Below are 17,714 nucleotides of genomic sequence, written 5' to 3' on the forward strand. Positions count from 1 at the left end.
CTATTATGTCTTGTCCTGAAATAGATTGACAGTATTCCACTTCAAACCGAGTTAAGCAATTAGCTCGGTTTTAGTTTGCTCATACATCTGATTCGGGGTGTTCATATTTAAACTTAAATGTGGTCTATAGCAATTATAAATCATGATAGATTCCGCAATTAAGTGATCTAACTCCTTCATGGTTTGACATCGCGTGGTTAAAAACTCCTGCTTTAATATTCCATTAATCCGCTCTGCTAATGCATTCTGGTAACAGTCTCCTCCATCTGTCATAGAAGGACATACCCCATAATGGCGTAATGCCGATTGATATAGTTCAGAGCAATACTGAGAGCCTCTGTCTGAATGGTGAATCATCCTGGCTGCCCGATCTGTCACATGCTGCATCGCCATATGTAGTGCCTGCACAACATTCTCTGCACGCATATCATTCGATAACTTATAACCTTTAATCTGGCGGGTATAAGCATCTGTCACTAAGGATAAATAATGTACGCCTTCAGCACTCTCAACATAGGTAATATCACTGACAAAGACTTCATTGGCTTGCACCGCTGAATAATCCTTTAATAAATTTGGATGCTTCTTCATCCAATGCTTGCTATCCGTAGTTTTTGTATAACGACGCTTGGGGCGAATCAATAAATTATTTTCTTTCAATATTTTAAATAACTGATCCCGTCCACACTTTAAACCACGCTGCAACAATTTGCCTTTAATAAGCCAATACAGCTTACGTGTTCCGATACTTGGCATGAGACAGCGATACTCCATAACCAACTCGAGTATTTGTTCTGTTACTTGTGCAGTAAGCGTCCGCTGAATCCCATGCCTATTTTTTAATTTTGGTCGGATTTCCAGCGGTGTGGCAGTAATTCTTCTATTTGGGTCACTTTATGTGTCGGCAACCTTTTCAGAACATCACTTAAATAGGCATACGGATCCAGCCCATTCAGCTTTGCTGACTGGATTAATGTCATGATATTGGCTGCTCGCTGACCGCTGCGCAGCGAACCTGCAAATAGCCAATTCTTACGTCCCAACGCCCAAGGTCGCATCTGGTTGTCGGGTAGTCAGACGCAGTTACCTACGTCCAACCCCCTAAGAACCGTGCATGCGAGTTTCCCAGCACACGGCTCAAGCCTCTGCTAAGGCGCCATTCGGCACCCGGTTATACATCGTTGACATTGGCAAACTGAACACTCCTCGGACAATACAGATGGTAAATCTCAAGATTAGCAACTGCATCCGTTCCACCATGACTTAGCTTCACAATATGACGGCTGTGCCATGGTGTATCTTTGGTGACTGGTTTAAGACAGGCGCAGCAGCGACCACCTTGTTTTAGCCACACCCGATACAGCTTGGCTCGCCCCTTTGCGGAGACCAGCATTCTTTTACCCCATCGGGATTCGAAGTACTCATCCCATGCGGGGTCATGAGGGTTAGCAGCAGCCTTGATCTTGATATGTCGCACAATTGGCGTGTCCGAGGCAGACACTAATGTGTATTGTCGCTTCCGACCATCAGCGGACTGTTCATCACATGAGAACACCCATCGACGCGCTCCTTGTACTTTGAAATACCGATCTTTGACCCATCGGAGTGTCTTGCGAGGGTGGCGACGTACAGCCCATCGCCAGAGCATTTCCCACACTACGTTGTCTACCTGGTTGAAAACCTTCTTGGCAACGACATGACTATGATAGTTGGCCCAACCCCTTAGAATCGGGTTGAGCAAACCGATCAAAGTGGCCTGTCGTGTCGCTTTGTTTGCATTGATTAATGCTCGCAGCTTGTCAAGATGAGCGCTGATGTTTGCCTTTGACGGCTTGATCAGTAGCTTGCCGTTGTACTTACGTACGTTCCAGCCAAGAAAATCGAACCCGTTCCCTATGTGCGTGATTTTGGTCTTTTCCTGAGAGAGCACGAGACCGCGCTCCGCCAGAAATTCAACCACGGCAGGGCGAACTTCATTTTCGAGCCACTCTTTAGAATACCCCGTGATGATGAAATCATCCGCATACCGTACCAGTTGCAGCTTTTTGCCTGTCCATTTGGCGTTAGGGAACCTCTTCGCCAGCATCGTTTCCAGTCCGTCCAAGGTCATGTTGGCCAACACCGGGGAGATAATACCTCCTTGCGGTGTTCCGGAAAGACTGGGAAACAGCTTGCTTTGGTAGACGTAACCGGCTTTGAGCCATTTCCGTAGAATCACCTTGTCCATTGGGAGGTTGGCGATCATCCAGTCATGGCTGATATTGTCGAAACAGCCTTGAATGTCACCCTCTAGCACCCACTCCGCACTTACTTTTCTTGACAGCACACCAAAGCACTGTGCTGCAGCATCCGCGGTTGAGCGTTGTGGTCTGAATCCATAAGAGTTCCGATCAGCGGTGGTCTCCGCGATGGGTTCCAAAGCCAGCAGATGGAGCGCCTGCATGGCCCGGCATTTCATCGTGGGTATCCCGAGAGGTCTCATCTTGCCATTTTTCTTCGGAATAAGGACTCTCCGAAGCGGAAGGGGCGTGTAACCTCGCCTCTTCAACGACATCATCGCACCGGTCTTGGCCTTGGGTGTATTCCAAGTCACCTTGTCGACCCCAGCCGTGTTTTTGCCTTTGTTTTCAGACACTCGTTTTACGGCCAATGCTTTGCCACTAAACGAGTGAGTCAGCAGCCATTGCAGAGCTTTCGCCTTGTTATACCTGCCGTCTTGTACCGCCTTCACAATACGCGCTTGCAGCCCTCTGACATGACGCTGTACAGCAATCCAATCGATGCTGTCCCACGATGTGCTGGAAGGCGCACACGCTGATACTGCTGCGTTCATTTGCTCTCCCTCCATTAAAAGGGTTCTACACACTCTCTTGTGATGAGAGACCATAAGGACGTCAGCCCGCTTTCGCGTGAGGTAATGTTTCAACCTCTATCCAACCCATTACAGACTGGCATTCGCTTTTTCCTCGTTCCTTCGCCCGCATCACCATGGGCAGTTTTTGCAAACTGCTTTCCCAATGGGGGTAATACGGGATTTCCACGTTCCGCTTACTGAAGTACATCGGCTTAGGTGCCTGCTATCGACCGGGAGGCGTATGGGTCACGAATGCGTAGTAGAAAGACGCGATTCCCACCTCCATTACCGTTTTGGTTCGAGCGTATTAGCCATTTCCGCTCGTTCAATTTAACGATCGTTGCGCAGATTCACATGTGTTCACCATACCGATTATCTAGCCCTTGTCCGGCTATGGCTGCCAGAAGAGTACGCCTCTCACGATTGATACCCCGCACCTTACGGTGCCTCGTTACATTGTCGAAGGCGCTCTTTATTCAGCCTTCTAGATTCACCCGGTGACACGGGTGGTTCCCGCAGGGGGAACAACTTCATTAAGCGACTTCGTGTCGCACTTCCACCCAATTATTATCTATAGGTAGATTGCCATCATCCAGATAGCGGCTTAAGGCTGGCCAACGCTTCAGAGTGTAATTGATGGCCTTGGCGGTTGGAGAACTCGATGGCACCGTCAGATAATGTTGGTTGAGCCATTCATACAGTTGTTGCATCACCGGTTGGCTGTGCTGTTGTCGGTATTCGCGGCGGTCTTCCGCTGTACCATCGGTCTTTTTCCTGAGCTCTGCTTCTATCGCATACAGTTTCTGAATCAGCACTAATGCCTGTTCAGCGATCTGACTTTTCCCGGTCACATGCAGTTCATGGAATTTACGACGTGCATGGGCCATGCAGCCCACCTCAATGACCTGGCCTGATTTAAAGCGTGCTTTATAACCACTGTAATCATCACAGACCAGATAGCCCTGCCAGCCTTTCAAGAACTCTGCAGCATGCTGGCCTGAACGACTATCCTGAAAGTCATAGATCACTGCCTGAACTGGATTGTACTGTGTAGTGGCATAGGCCCAGACATAACCTTTCTTCGGTTTTTTATCATTCTCACCCATCCGCATGATGGTGACCGGTGTTTCATCTGCATGCAGCACCTGCTGTTGTAGTACCACCTCTTTTAAGGCATTGGCCAGAGGTTCCAGTTCTACACCGCAGCGACCTATCCAGTCAGATAACGTTGATCTAGAAAGCTCGATCCCGCCCGCTGATAGATCAGACGTTGACGGTACAGCGGCAAATGATCGGCATACTTCGATACCAGCACATGGCTGAGCAGTTCAGGTGAAGCAATGCCTTTATCAATCACATAGGCAGGCATCGCTTGCTGAGTCAGGGTGTCACACTGATCACAGACCCATTTGCCACGCACATGCTGTTCCTTATAGAACTGTGCCGGTCTGAAATGCAGTTTTTCACTGATATCTTCGCCGATACGACGTAACTGGCAGCCACAACTGCATTGGGTTGATGCTGGTTCATGCTCAATACGAATGGTGTGTAGATGATCCGGCAGCAGTCGACGTTTAGGTTTGTTGACTGTGGCTTTCTCTGTCGCTGCATCGGTTTTATCTGCATTCAGCCGCTCCAGTTCCAAATCAACTGCTGCGATATCTTCTTCAACCGCTTCATCCCATAGGTGGATTTGTTTTGCAGTGAGATGTTCGTTTTTACTGCCGAATTTGTGCTTTTTAAACAGCGCCAGTTCATGCTCGTATTTTTGATTGAGAATAGAAAGATGCTGAACTTTGGCATCCAATTGCTGGTTTGATTTTTCTAATTCTTGATTTGATTGTGCCAGAGACTGATGCTGCAGCGCCAACTGTCTGGTAAATTCCAGCAGTTGTTCATGGGTCAGTTGGCTTAAATCAGGCAGCGTATTCATGACCGCAGTATGCCTGAGGTCATGAGAAGAATGAAATACAACATTTGGAGAATAGCAGAATGGACCAAGCTAGTTTAGAGCATTGTGACCACTTGCTGTCGTCCAATGCGCTGCCAGGGCAAACCCTGGATCAGTGCCTGTAACTGTTCCGGGCTGAGGGCCACGGTTTCACCTTGGTGAACTTGAGCCCAGTGGAATTTTCCCTGTTCCAGCCGCCTGGCACACAGCCAGATGCCCAGTCCATCATGTACCAGCACTTTCATACGATGGCCACGTTTATTACAGAACAGGTAGGCGCAATGCGGTTTGATTGAGCCAAAGGCTTTCATAATCTGCGCCATGACCGTATCCATCCCTGCTCGCATATCCAGAGGTTGGGTGGAGAGCCAGATTTCATCAATGCGGATCATGTTGCAAGTACCTTGAGTAATTCTGCTAAAGCAGATATTTTCGATACTTGCCATTTCAAGCCAATTTCTGCTTTTGAGTGGGGTAAAGTAATTTGAACCGTTAACATGTCAGTAGGAGTAGGATCTAATGGTGCAGAGCAAGATAAGGCAATAAATGCAGGTTTATTCGGTAGTGGTGAGCGATCACTCCCTGGCTTAGCATCAATTAAGCGAATCCATTTGGATACAAGATTTGTATTCAATCCATGTTGCAAAGCGACCGAAGCAATTGAAACGTCCGGTGCTTTACAAGCCTGAACGATCTGCTGTTTAAATTCAGCACTGTATGTTCTTCGTTTTTTCGCAAGAGATGCGATGGATGTCTGGTGATTTGTAGTCATAAATTTTAGTCCCCACTTGTTTCTAAGTGGGGACTAAATTAAGGCTTATAGGATGAATTCATAAGGTGTGTTCAGCGGACGCTTACCTTGTGCAGTCATTTGAGCACGTTTTTCTGCTTGATAATAAGCTTGTCGAGTGATTCCTAACCACTGACAATAACGTGAAACGCTTAGTCTTCTTTGGCTTTGCCAATCTTTGAAACGTGCTCGGTATACTTTTTTCCAAGATCAGTCCCACACTCTTTATCAATGTGATAAATCACATCCTGTATAAATTCAGTTTTGAGCTTTTCTGCGGCTAACTGTTTTTCTAATTGGCGGATTCGTTGTTGGGGTGTCAATTGGCGTTTAGAAGAAGTCGGCATATTCGAAGTCCAATCCTGTTGTCCGTGCTTGCGTAACCATACCAGCACAGTTGATCTTCCTTGAATACCATATTTTGCCTGAGCTTGTTTATAAGTAATTTGCCCTTTTTCTACTTCATGTACCACCATCATTTTAAAGGCGAAGCTATAATCACGTTGTGTGCGCTTAACTCGTTGTTCTCGTGCATGTTCCATAAAATAAGTCTCTTAAGGTGTAAACTTATTTCAGGACGGGACATTATTTCTTCCATAAAAGCCCTTATATAAAATAAGGGCTTTTCAAGATAAAGATTAAACTAAAACTTAGTTTTTCTCTTTGCCTACAATCTTGTTCGTTTGAATCCAAGGTATGAGCGAATTCAAAGCACTGCTTTGAATGAAGCGCAAGGAGTAAAAACACTGCTTTAGTCGTTTTGAGGCACGTAACTATAAATATAAAAAACCCACTCAAATTGAGTGGGCTTTCACATTCAAATCGACTGATTCGAGAAATTAGTTTTTCTCTTTGTCTACGATTTTGTTTGCTTGAATCCAAGGTACGAAAGAAAAGTAAAGCATTGCTTTACTTTTCTTAAGGCGCGTAACTTAGTTCTTTTCTTTATCTACAATCTTGTTCGCTTGAATCCAAGGCATCATCGCACGTAACTTGTTACCAGTTACTTCAATACCATGTGCAGCGTTTTGACGACGACGTGCAGTCATAGATGGATAGTTCAACGCACCTTCTTGGATGAACATCTTCGCATATTCACCAGATTGAATACGTTTAAGTGCATTGCGCATTGCTTCACGAGACTGTTCGTTAATCACTTCAGTACCCGTTACATACTCGCCATATTCAGCGTTGTTAGATACTGAATAGTTCATGTCAGCGATACCGCCTTCGAACATCAAGTCAACGATCAATTTAAGCTCGTGTAAGCATTCGAAGTAAGCCATTTCTGGTGCATAACCAGCTTCAACAAGAGTTTCGAAGCCCATTTTAACCAATTCAACAGCACCACCACAAAGAACTGCTTGCTCACCAAATAAGTCAGTTTCAGTTTCTTCACGGAAAGAAGTTTCGATGATACCTGTACGACCACCACCTACACCTGAAGCGTAAGAAAGTGCAACGTTACGTGCATTACCAGAAGCATCTTGATGAATCGCGATAAGATCAGGAACACCTGAACCACGTTGGAATTCAGAACGTACAGTGTGACCAGGTGCTTTAGGTGCAACCATGATTACATCTAAGTCTGCACGTGGAACAACTTGGTTATAAAGTACAGAGAAGCCGTGAGCAAATGCTAAAGTTGCGCCTTGCTTGATATTTGGCTCGATTACGTCACGATAAAGTTGTGATTGGAACTCATCTGGAGTCAAAATCATAACTAAGTCAGCTTGAGCAACAGCAGCAGGAACTTCAGAAACTTTAAGACCCGAATTTTCAGCTTTTTTCCAAGAAGCAGAACCAGCACGTAAACCTACAGTTACGTCTACGCCAGAATCTTTAAGGTTAAGCGCGTGCGCGTGACCTTGTGAACCGTAACCAATGATCGCTACTTTCTTAGATTGAATGATAGATAAGTCGCAGTCTTTATCGTAAAAAATTTGCATTGCTGTCTCCGCTAAAATGCTTAGGATTCCTATCTTACTCAAGTACTTGTCTATTCAGTACTTGAGTAAGCTCTCCATCCTTTGAGATGGAATGAATTCGATGAATAAAATTAACTAAATTCAGTTAAATGGTTAAAACTTTTTCGCCACGTGCAATACCAGATACACCTGAACGTACAACTTCTAAAATCGTATTTTCTGCAATCGCATCAATAAAACCGTCAAGTTTTTCAGTTGTACCCGCAAGCTGTACAGTATAAGTGGTCGGTGTAACATCTACAATTTGTCCACGGAAGATGTCTGCTGTGCGTTTAATTTCAGCACGTGCAGCGCCAGATGCTTTTACTTTAATCAGCATCAATTCACGCTCAATATGTGGACCTTCTGACAAGTCGACCACTTTCACCACTTCAACCAATTTGTTTAATTGCTTGGTGATTTGCTCAATTTTATGATCATCACCATACGTGGTCAGTGTTAAACGTGAAAGCGTTGGATCTTCGGTTGGTGCAACGTTTAAAGTCTCAATGTTATAACCACGCTGAGAAAATAAACCCACTAAACGAGAAAGCGCACCTGATTCGTTTTCAACGAGAACGGAAATAATGTGTCTCATTCTGTACGCTCCCCTTTACCTAACCACATATCTTTCATAGATTGACCCGCAATTTGCATCGGATAAACGTGCTCTGTCCGGTCAACCATTACGTTAATGAATACACATTTATCATTAATCGCCATTGCTTCTGTAAGCTTAGACTCAAGCTCATCGGCATGGTTAATCTGAATACCCACATGACCATAGGCTTCCATCAATTTAGGGAAGTCTGGTAATGAGTCAACATAAGAACTAGAGTGACGACCTTCATAGTTCATGTCTTGCCATTGTTTAACCATACCTAAAGCTTGGTTATTCAAGCACAAGATTTTTACGTTTAAACCATATTGCTTACAAGTAGAAAGCTCTTGGATACACATCTGAATTGATGCTTCACCTGTAATACAAACAACTTGTTGATCTGGATAAGCCAGTTTAGCCGCCATTGCATACGGCAAACCTACGCCCATTGTACCCAAACCACCAGAGTTCAACCATTGGCGTGGACGCTTGTACTTATAGTAGTTCGCGCCAAACATTTGGTGCTGACCTACGTCAGAAGTAATGATTGCATCACCATTGGTCACTTTGTCCAATGCTTCAACTACTTGTTGTGGCTTCATGCTGCCATCAGTTGGCTTGTCATATTTCAGACCATGAACTTTGCGCCATTCATTGATCTGATTCCACCACGCAGCAATTGCTTCTGGGTTTGGCTTAGAAACATTTAACTGTTTCAACTGCACTAGCATTTCCTGAAGTACAGGTTCAACTGCACCCACAATTGGAATATGCGCCATGATGGTTTTTGAAATCGTCGCAGGGTCGATATCAATATGAATCACTTTGGCATTTGGACAGAATTTTGCTGGGTTATTGGTTACACGGTCATCAAAACGCGCACCAATACACAAAATCACATCGGCATTATGCATGGTCATATTGGCTTCATAGGTACCATGCATACCCAACATACCAATAAATTGTGGATCATTGCCCGGGAACGCACCCAAGCCCATCAATGTATTGGTTACAGGGAAGCCCAAGATGTGTGCAAGTTCAGTTAATTGCTCAGATGCATTGCCTTGAACCACACCACCGCCTGAATAAATCACAGGGCGTTTTGCATTCAACAATTCATCAATTGCTTTACGAATTTGACCTGAGTGACCACGATGCGGTGGCTGATACGAACGCATCTTCACTTTTTCAGGATATTCGTAAGCAAATTTTTCCGCTGGGTTGGTTGCATCCTTTGGAATATCAACCACAACAGGACCAGGACGGCCTGAAGATGCAATATAGAAAGCCTTCTTAATCACTGAAGGAATTTCACTTGCATGACGCACTTGGAAACTGTGTTTTACAATCGGACGTGAAATACCCACCATATCGGTTTCTTGGAAGGCATCTTCACCAATTAAGTGTGTTGCAACCTGACCAGACAAAATCACCATTGGGATTGAGTCCATATACGCAGTTGCAATTGGAGTTACTGTGTTGGTTGCACCAGGACCTGAAGTCACTAGCACCACACCAGTTTTACCTGTTACGCGCGAGTAGGCATCTGCCATATGACCAGCAGCTTGCTCATGGCGCACGAGGTAATGATTAATTTTGTCTTGTTGAAAGAACGCATCGTAAATATGAAGTACTGCGCCGCCTGGGTATCCAAAAACATGCTCAACGCCTTCGTCCGCCAATGCGCGAACGAGCATTTCACCACCAGATAAAAGTTCCAACGTGATTCACCCTAGTCTTATCACTGCAAAATGGGAGACACCTGCAGTGTTTTGTTCATTAATTCCTGCACTGTTATAGCACACATATTTCATAGTTTTCATGGCAATAGGAAAAATTTCCGATCTGATTACCGTATAAGCAATATGAGATCTAAAACGTGTTGGGGTAAACACATTTTATAAGCTTTGTTCAGCTTCTCGGCTAGAGAAGTTGCCCATTGCATGACATGACACTTATTCGAAGGGTGATCGATCTAAGGCACATAAAACTAAAGTGTGCATTTTTGTAGTTTCATCGACTAAAGTCAAGTTTAAAAATCGGGTTTTTCTGCTTTATTCATAAACAGTGCATTTTTTAAGCTTTGTGCTGTACTTCACAATTTTCACTCAAATCCAACATTCCCATATAAAACATATAATTTCAGACACTTGCCTTATTTTCTATAAATTTTTCATATCAAAACCATAAAAATAAAAAATAAGTCAAAAAAAATAGACATTGTTTATTTATGAATTGGCTTTAAATTTGACGTCATTTTTAATGAACACAGCACCCTGAGCATCGTCTATTTTTAAAGCCGTTTCGCTGTTCCTTAAAATGTATTCAAACATAGTCAAGGACTAATTCGCACTCTGTTAATGTCTTGTTGCCAAGCGTGTAACTAGAGCCTGAGTCGGTCAGTTCCGACTTGTAGCGGTCAGTCCGTTCTTGCAATATACGCTTTACAGTTTTGTAAGGCGTATAACGACTTATCTCATTGTCGTTTAATCTTGCAAGCACGTTTCTCGCAGCATTCCAATCAGCTTGCACAACTTCCCCATTGAAACGGTGAAAACGATCTCCCTTACGTGTACCTATTAAAAGGCCATGCAAGAAAGAATCACTTTGCGAAGTATATGCAGAATTGACTAGATGCACCGTAGAACCTCTACGGTGAGATATAGAAGTTAGCGCATTAGCTAACAAACCTTTAGCCCATGTATTTAAGCGTCTATTGGTGTTTTTGCCATAGTTGCGTTTACTTTGAATTGGGGATGTTAAATCTTCCGCAACAATCACTTTGGCTTTATCAACCAACTTGTGAGTTGCTGTAAATATTAATGTTTTGAGCTTTGCTTTTTGAGTATCTTGTCGCTTATCTAGTTTTTTTCGACCTAGATTATTTAACTCAATTTTCTGTTTCTTGTGCGGTTTGGCTTTAGAAATCGCTCTGAGCTTATTTCTACGTTTGTACTTTTGATTTAGGTAGTCTGATTCACTTGAGATCAATTTACCTAAACCATTGCCATATACTTCACCATCAGAATCCACAAAGGCTTCTGAATAACCTTTATCAACACCTACTGTTTCCTGACCACAATCCTGTGTTTCAACTGCATCATAAGTTGAGTGAACTTCAACATTACCGTTTTTTAGAATGATTCTAAGTGTGCCTTGTGGCGCAAAATCAACAGTGGTGTTTAGTGGAATTTTAATGGTTTGTCGAGGGACTAGACTCGGCACTTTAAGCCAACATTGACCATTTAACTCAAAAGTTTTACACATATCCGCACGAACAATAATTTGATTATGTGTGTGATTAACACCATGCTTAAAGTGATTACGCATTTGACGATGGAGGAAATTATCAGTCATCCATTCATCTTTTTTAAGCAAGGTGTATAGTCTTTTTTGTTCATTATTACAGGAGGTGCGTTTTCGGATCGCCTGCTTTACTTTGTCTTTTGATGCTTCTCGATAGGCTTTAATATCACCTATGCAATCACGTAGCGTTTCTTTCCACGCATTTGCAGAAACACCAAAGTCACGACTTTCTTTCATCCACGCATCACGAATAGCTCTGTCACTGATATTCAAACCTGCAACAGCACCATATTTAGCCCACACCTCGCTACGAATACGACCAAGTAAAACAGCTTGTTTCTCAAGCTGTTTGTACTTTTGCACATTCAAGTTTTTACAGTGATGAATGCGTGTTAATTTCACAAAGTCATGCCTAGGTTAAGGGATTGGATAATCAATAGATATGGATGCTAATATACCAAGACACTCACCTAAAATACAAAAGATAATCATTTAAATCTCTAATAAATACCCACCTTGCCACTACTGAATCGATATAGACAAAATGAGCACTTATGCAAATATTTGTCTATATTTTTAGTTATAGTTAATTACTCTTCATCAAATAGCGCAGGTTATCGTGTAAAAAAGCCCCTAAAAGTGCTGTCATCCTGACACATCCTTGCTAAAATTTAGACAATTTCATCTTTAGTTTTTTCAGGTCTGCTTTTGCACCTTTACTCAGGACATTTACAATGGAAAACCACGTTCGTCGCTTGAGTTATCTTTCTGCAAGCTTGATGTTAATTTTAGGCACCAGTGCGGTATCTGCAAAACAATACTATAAATGGGTCGATGCAAAAGGTTCGACGCATTACACCACCACACCTCCACCTAAAACTGCAAAAAAACAAGGAAAGGTCGATACCTATGGCTGGAGAAATTCTGCGCCGAACATTCCAAATCAAACTACCAATGCCACGACAGCACCCGCAAATAGCACAACGCCTGCAAATGCTAACAATACGGCTCCCACTCCCGTAATGGATCAGCAGCAACGTGAAGCCAATGATGCTTTGAATAAAGCACAACAAGAACGTGCCAATCCAGCCGTTTTCTAATTTTTAGCCTGCAAAGTATTGGCTACTTAAATTTTCCTGCACAATCCAGCGCGCAAAATTCACTTTTTGCTGCATTTTGCGCTATGCTGTGCAACACACTTTTTTTAACCGTTTATTCCTGATTTTAACCTTATGACTACTCACATTGACCCTGAATATCAAGCCAGTGCGATTGAACCTCAAGTCCAGAATGACTGGGAATCTCGCAAAGCCTTTAAAGTTGCCGACACTGTCGAAGGTCCACATCGTTATATCCTCTCGATGTTCCCTTACCCAAGCGGCAAACTGCACATGGGTCACGTGCGTAACTACACCATTGGTGATGTGATTAGTCGTTTCCACCGTTTAAAAGGCGAAACCGTATTACAACCTATGGGTTGGGATGCGTTTGGCTTACCTGCTGAAAACGCGGCTATTGCCCATCAGGTTGCACCTGCTAAATGGACCTTTGAAAATATCGCCTACATGCGTGACCAATTGAAAAAATTGGGTTTAGCAGTAGATTGGGATCGTGAATTTGCCACCTGTACCCCAGAGTATTATCACTGGGAACAATGGTTATTCGTGCAACTGTATAAAAAAGGGTTAATTTATCGCAAACTCTCGACAGTAAACTGGGATCCTGTCGATCAGACTGTTTTAGCCAATGAACAGGTCGAAAATGGTCGTGGCTGGCGTTCAGGTGCATTGGTAGAAAAACGTGATATTCCAATGTACTACTTCCGTATTACCGATTATGCCCAAGAGTTACTCGACGATTTAGAAACTTTAAAAGATGGTTGGCCGCAACAAGTCTTGACCATGCAGCGTAACTGGATTGGCCGTTCTCAAGGGATGGAAATTACCTTTCCTTCGGCAAATCCTGAAATTTATGCAGATGGTTTAACTGTATTTACCACGCGTGCCGATACCTTAATGGGTGCAACTTATGTGGCTGTTGCCGCAGAACACCCAATGGCGTTAAAAGCCGCAGAAAATAATGAGCAATTGAAAGCGTTTATTGAAGAATGCCGTATGGGTTCTGTTGCAGAAGCTGACCTTGCGACTGCCGAGAAAAAAGGCATGGCAACAGGCTTATTTGTGAAGCATCCTGTGACAGGTAAAGAGTTACCAGTTTGGATTGCCAACTATGTGTTGATGTCTTACGGTTCTGGCGCAGTAATGGCCGTGCCTTCACACGATGAACGCGACTTTGAGTTTGCTAATAAATTCCAATTGCCAATTATTCAAGTGATTGATGCCAAAGGTGCTGAAGATACGGACTTTAACGCAACTCAGTGGCAAGAATGGTACGGCTCTAAAGAAGGTAAATTGGTCAATTCAGGCGAATTTGATGGTTTAGATTTCCAAGCAGCATTTGATGCACTATTGGCAAAATTAGAACCACAAGGTTTAGCCAATGTAAAAGTACAATTCCGCTTACGTGACTGGGGTGTTTCACGCCAACGTTATTGGGGTTGCCCAATTCCAATGATCAACTGTGAAAAGTGTGGCCAAGTCCCTGTTCCAGAAGATCAACTGCCTGTGATTTTACCTACCGATGTTGTGCCAGATGGTTCAGGCAACCCACTCAATAAAATGCCTGAATTCTACCAAACCACCTGCCCTTGCTGTGGTGGCGAAGCACGTCGTGAAACCGACACTTTGGATACTTTTGTAGAATCATCTTGGTACTACGCACGCTATGCATCTCCAGACTTTACTGGCGGTATGGTCAAACCAGAAGCTGCGCAAACTTGGTTGCCTGTAAACCAATATATTGGTGGTGTAGAACATGCGATCCTTCACTTATTGTATGCACGCTTCTTCCACAAACTTATGCGTGATGAAGGTGTAGTTCAAGGCAATGAACCATTCACCAATTTGCTGACTCAAGGCATGGTACTGGCAGATACCTTCTACCGTGAAGCAGAAAGCGGTAAGAAAACTTGGTTTAACCCTGCCGACATCGAACTTGAAAAAGACGAAAAAGGCCGTGTGCTTTCTGCAAAATATATGGGCGATGGTCAAGCGGTCATTGTTGGCGGTCAGGAAAAAATGTCGAAATCGAAAAACAACGGTATCGACCCGCAAGCGATTATTGACCAATACGGTGCAGATACTGCACGTGTGTTTATGATGTTCGCAGCACCACCTGATCAGTCTTTAGAATGGTCAGATGCAGGTGTAGAAGGTGCTAACCGCTTCTTAAAACGTGTATGGCGTTTGGCGGCAGGCTTCCTTGAAAAAGGCAGCAATGCAACGACTATTGAAAGCAGCAAACTTGCCACAGCAGCGCAGGACTTACGTCGCAAAACCCATGAAACCATTCAAAAAGTGGGAGATGATATTGAGCGTCGTCATGCATTTAACACTGCAATTGCAGCCTTGATGGAACTCTTGAATGCGTGCAACAAGTTTGAAGCACAAGATGAACAAGACCTTGCCGTTGAACGTGAAGCGATTGTGACTTTATTAACCTTGCTTGCACCTTTTGCACCACACTTAAGCCAAACCCTATTGGCACAGTTCGGAATTGAGTTAACTTCAACCCTCTTCCCAACCGTAGATGAGTCTGCATTAACCCGCAATACTCAAACGATTGTGGTACAGGTAAATGGTAAATTACGTGGCAAGCTTGATGTAGCAGTAGATGCATCTAAAGAAGACATTCTTGCACTTGCCAAAGCCTTACCTGAAGTACAACCATTCTTGACTGGGCCAACCAAGAAAGAAATTGTGGTACCGAATAAGTTAGTGAATTTGGTGGTTTAAGTGCTTTTAAACCTCCCTTTTTTAAAGGGAGGTTTGGAGGGATTTTATAAAACAATCCCCCTAAACCCTCCTACAAAAAAGGAATTAAAACAATTTCCAAACAAAGCCCGTTGTCAGTCAATGGGCTTTGCACCTACAATCAAGATATTCTCAACTTCCGCTTTTAAACTTTCAAGAATATTACAGAGGACAGCACATGCACTTTAGCCAACGTCTAGCAGTCATTGTTTTAACTTGTGGACTCAGTGCTGGCTTAGTCGGCTGTGGTTTTCATCTTAAAGGCACCAATCCAAGCATTGCACCTGTGGCTTATTCAAAAATGAGTCTGGCTTTACCGAGCAATGCTGAAGAATTAGAAGAAAAACTTTCCATTCACATGGGTACAGCGGGCGTACAACTCAGCAATGACCCTAATGCCTATGTACTGCGTGTACTTGACTATACGCCACGTCGCTTGGAATTGAATGGCAAACTGGTAGAAACCTTATTACGTTTGAGTGTGACTTTCCGTATTGAAGATGCGCAAGGCAACCCGATCACCGAACCTCGTACCGTCATGGCAACGCGCAGTTATCAATACGATGTCGCAACTGTGAATACCGATGATCAGGAACAAAAATTCTTAAAAGAAGTCATTATTGATGATGTAGCACAGCAAATTGTGCGTCAAATTTCATCTAATCGTTTACCTTTGGTCAACCCACCTGTGTATTCAAACCCTAAATAAGTTTTCGAGTGCGAATTTTTTATGAAACTTGACTATCTACAAGCCTTAAAACGTGTTGATGAAGCACGCGGTGCATGGATTTTGCATGGTCAAGAACCCTTACTCGAACAAAACTTGCTGGATGCTTTTCGTGCCAGTTGGCAAAAACAGGATATTGAACGTCAGCGTTATGATTTAAATAGCGTTAGCGATTGGAAAAATGTATTCAATGCCTTAAACAGTCTGTCACTGTTTTCGAGTCAATTGGCGGTTGAAGTACACGGCAATATCAAGCCTGATGCCAGCACACTAAAACAACTGAAAAGCTATATTCAGCATAATGAACAGAACTTACTGTTGATAGTCATGCCTAAACAGGACAACAACAGCTTAAAATCCAGTTTTTTCCAGTTAATTGATGCCAACGGGGTCAATGTTGCGCTGACCGCCAATTACCCCAAAGATCGACTGCAAATTTTAGCCTTAGAAGCAGAAAAATTAGGTATCCAATTAGGGCATGATGCATGGCAATGGTTAGAGCAGCACCATGAACACAACCTTTTGGCTGCAAAAAATAGCTTGATGCGGGTGAGTGATACCTTTCCTGAAATTCAACAGATTCAAATTGAACATTTACATGCTTGCCTGCAAGATCAGTCCCGTTACAGTACGTATGATTTAAATGATGCTTTACTGGCAGGCAATCTGGCGCAGTCCATGAAAATTTTTCAATACTTAATCGCTTCGGGCGAAGCCATGAGTTTGATTTTATGGAGCATCAGCAAAGAAATGCGTCTACTGATGCAACTATTTGAGCAACCGCAAAATGCCCTGCAACTCGGGATTTGGAAAAATAAAGTCAGTGTTTATCAACAGGCCTTACGGCGTTTAAACCCAAACTGTTTTTTGCACTGGCCAGCTTTATTATTACGCATTGATGCTGCAATTAAAGGGATGTCCAAGGAAAACCCTGAACATCTGGTGCTTCAAGCGATCACTGAACTGTGCGGTAAAACCCTGTTTGCGACATCACCTGCCTAATATCTTAAGTCAATTTTTGATTTAGGCGGTTGGTGAAAACTAAAACCTAGCTAAAGAAACGCGCAAACCAACTTTTACCTTTCTTTTGTTCTTGCGAACGCAAATAATGCAGCATATTGTCACGCACAGCATCGACATAGTCCTGATCATCATGCTGAATATGGTTAATTAGCCATTTAGACAATAAACGATACAAATCATTTTCTACCGATTCGCCATTAGCAAAACGCTGACGGCAATCATTCAGACGTTTCACAAACAATTCATGAATACCGCGGTGCGAAGGCAAATATTGATAATTCACCTGCGCCAATAAGTTTTCTTCAAAACTAAAATGTGATTGTGTGTAATCAATCAAATCATCTAAAACTTCTTTAATTTGTTCACGCGCACCTGTGGCCCGAATTTTTTCTAGCGCATTAATATAGTCCAAAATTTGACGATGCTGATTGTCAATCACATCAATTCCAATATTAAACTTCTCACTCCATTCCATGATTTACCCCTCAGATTTTTTGATTAAAGTCGTGTTTTATCGCATCATCCCGATGCCGTATTATCCTAATGATTAAAGCCATAATTATTTTATGGAATTCGATACTAGCTGCTTTTAATTTTTAAATCCATATAGAAAATAAGGTTTT

Annotated in this window: 12 protein-coding genes and 4 pseudogenes; 4 read left to right on the forward strand and 12 right to left on the reverse strand. The window is 43.1% G+C overall.

Features of this window, described 5'->3' with window-relative positions:
* Window positions 1-51: 51 nt before the first annotated feature.
* From ACNS8M_RS11265 to ACNS8M_RS11315, 11 genes and pseudogenes are all read right to left on the reverse strand, one after another.
* Window positions 52-798: pseudogene (locus ACNS8M_RS11265) on the reverse strand (IS3 family transposase); the annotation flags it as partial.
* 41 nt (window positions 799-839) lie between these two features.
* A pseudogene (locus ACNS8M_RS11270) lies at window positions 840-1,067 on the reverse strand (transposase domain-containing protein); the annotation flags it as partial.
* Window positions 1,068-1,171: 104 nt separating this feature from the next.
* A complete protein-coding gene (ltrA, locus tag ACNS8M_RS11275; protein ID WP_419224811.1) occupies window positions 1,172-2,833 on the reverse strand; it encodes a group II intron reverse transcriptase/maturase in 1,662 nt (553 codons plus the stop codon).
* 575 nt (window positions 2,834-3,408) lie between these two features.
* Window positions 3,409-4,787, reverse strand: a pseudogene (gene tnpC / locus ACNS8M_RS11280) (IS66 family transposase); the annotation flags it as partial.
* Window positions 4,788-4,861: 74 nt separating this feature from the next.
* Window positions 4,862-5,197: an IS66 family insertion sequence element accessory protein TnpB gene (gene tnpB, locus ACNS8M_RS11285; protein WP_077164742.1), complete on the reverse strand. Its 336-nt coding sequence runs from the start codon at window positions 5,195-5,197 to the stop codon at window positions 4,862-4,864.
* Window positions 5,194-5,577, reverse strand: coding sequence for an IS66-like element accessory protein TnpA (gene tnpA / locus ACNS8M_RS11290; RefSeq protein WP_286395194.1), 384 nt, complete (start codon window positions 5,575-5,577; stop codon window positions 5,194-5,196). Before tnpA ends, tnpB begins: the two co-directional genes overlap by 4 nt.
* Before the next feature lie 96 nt (window positions 5,578-5,673).
* A pseudogene (locus tag ACNS8M_RS11295) lies at window positions 5,674-6,137 on the reverse strand (transposase); the annotation flags it as partial.
* Window positions 6,138-6,527: 390 nt separating this feature from the next.
* Window positions 6,528-7,544 carry a ketol-acid reductoisomerase gene (ilvC, locus tag ACNS8M_RS11300; protein ID WP_004974988.1) on the reverse strand — a complete coding sequence of 339 codons (1,017 nt, stop codon included), beginning with the start codon at window positions 7,542-7,544 and terminating at the stop codon, window positions 6,528-6,530.
* A gap of 124 nt (window positions 7,545-7,668) precedes the next feature.
* Entirely contained in the window at window positions 7,669-8,160 is a 492-nt protein-coding gene (ilvN, locus tag ACNS8M_RS11305) for an acetolactate synthase small subunit (protein WP_004974986.1), read from the reverse strand.
* On the reverse strand, window positions 8,157-9,884 hold the full coding sequence (locus ACNS8M_RS11310) for an acetolactate synthase 3 large subunit (RefSeq protein ID WP_019836444.1): 1,728 nt from the start codon (window positions 9,882-9,884) through the stop codon (window positions 8,157-8,159). Before ACNS8M_RS11310 ends, ilvN begins: the two co-directional genes overlap by 4 nt.
* A gap of 604 nt (window positions 9,885-10,488) precedes the next feature.
* Window positions 10,489-11,871 carry an IS200/IS605 family accessory protein TnpB-related protein gene (locus ACNS8M_RS11315; protein WP_419224812.1) on the reverse strand — a complete coding sequence of 461 codons (1,383 nt, stop codon included), beginning with the start codon at window positions 11,869-11,871 and terminating at the stop codon, window positions 10,489-10,491.
* A gap of 332 nt (window positions 11,872-12,203) precedes the next feature.
* Between ACNS8M_RS11315 and ACNS8M_RS11320 the strand changes: the two genes are divergently transcribed.
* The 4 genes from ACNS8M_RS11320 (at window position 12,204) to holA (ending at window position 17,070) form a co-directional block, all read left to right on the forward strand.
* A complete protein-coding gene (locus tag ACNS8M_RS11320; RefSeq protein WP_168541456.1) occupies window positions 12,204-12,569 on the forward strand; it encodes a DUF4124 domain-containing protein in 366 nt (121 codons plus the stop codon).
* A gap of 132 nt (window positions 12,570-12,701) precedes the next feature.
* Window positions 12,702-15,323, forward strand: a complete 2,622-nt coding sequence (leuS, locus tag ACNS8M_RS11325) for a leucine--tRNA ligase (protein ID WP_168525553.1) — start codon at window positions 12,702-12,704, stop codon at window positions 15,321-15,323.
* 196 nt (window positions 15,324-15,519) lie between these two features.
* Complete coding sequence (lptE, locus tag ACNS8M_RS11330; RefSeq protein WP_004974973.1) at window positions 15,520-16,050, forward strand: LPS assembly lipoprotein LptE; 531 nt, start codon at window positions 15,520-15,522, stop codon at window positions 16,048-16,050.
* A 21-nt stretch (window positions 16,051-16,071) separates the two neighbouring features.
* Window positions 16,072-17,070: a DNA polymerase III subunit delta gene (gene holA, locus ACNS8M_RS11335; protein WP_168541458.1), complete on the forward strand. Its 999-nt coding sequence runs from the start codon at window positions 16,072-16,074 to the stop codon at window positions 17,068-17,070.
* Window positions 17,071-17,116: 46 nt separating this feature from the next.
* Here the strand turns inward: holA and ACNS8M_RS11340 are convergent, their stop codons facing one another.
* Complete coding sequence (locus ACNS8M_RS11340) at window positions 17,117-17,566, reverse strand: bacteriohemerythrin (protein ID WP_160243533.1); 450 nt, start codon at window positions 17,564-17,566, stop codon at window positions 17,117-17,119.
* Between the last annotated feature and the right edge of the window lie 148 nt (window positions 17,567-17,714).

The sequence above is a fragment of the Acinetobacter sp. A2 genome (assembly GCF_048537555.1).
Classification (GTDB): domain Bacteria; phylum Pseudomonadota; class Gammaproteobacteria; order Pseudomonadales; family Moraxellaceae; genus Acinetobacter.

What these genes read in the sequence shown, in the direction of transcription:
- ltrA (WP_419224811.1), bottom strand. Translation starts at nt 2,833, where the DNA reads ATGAACGCAGCAGTATCAGCGTGTGCGCCTTCCAGCACATCGTGGGAC.
- tnpB (WP_077164742.1), bottom strand. Translation starts at nt 5,197, where the DNA reads ATGATCCGCATTGATGAAATCTGGCTCTCCACCCAACCTCTGGATATG.
- tnpA (WP_286395194.1), bottom strand. Translation starts at nt 5,577, where the DNA reads ATGACTACAAATCACCAGACATCCATCGCATCTCTTGCGAAAAAACGA.
- ilvC (WP_004974988.1), bottom strand. Translation starts at nt 7,544, where the DNA reads ATGCAAATTTTTTACGATAAAGACTGCGACTTATCTATCATTCAATCT.
- ilvN (WP_004974986.1), bottom strand. Translation starts at nt 8,160, where the DNA reads ATGAGACACATTATTTCCGTTCTCGTTGAAAACGAATCAGGTGCGCTT.
- ACNS8M_RS11320 (WP_168541456.1), top strand. Translation starts at nt 12,204, where the DNA reads ATGGAAAACCACGTTCGTCGCTTGAGTTATCTTTCTGCAAGCTTGATG.
- leuS (WP_168525553.1), top strand. Translation starts at nt 12,702, where the DNA reads ATGACTACTCACATTGACCCTGAATATCAAGCCAGTGCGATTGAACCT.
- lptE (WP_004974973.1), top strand. Translation starts at nt 15,520, where the DNA reads ATGCACTTTAGCCAACGTCTAGCAGTCATTGTTTTAACTTGTGGACTC.
- holA (WP_168541458.1), top strand. Translation starts at nt 16,072, where the DNA reads ATGAAACTTGACTATCTACAAGCCTTAAAACGTGTTGATGAAGCACGC.
- ACNS8M_RS11340 (WP_160243533.1), bottom strand. Translation starts at nt 17,566, where the DNA reads ATGGAATGGAGTGAGAAGTTTAATATTGGAATTGATGTGATTGACAAT.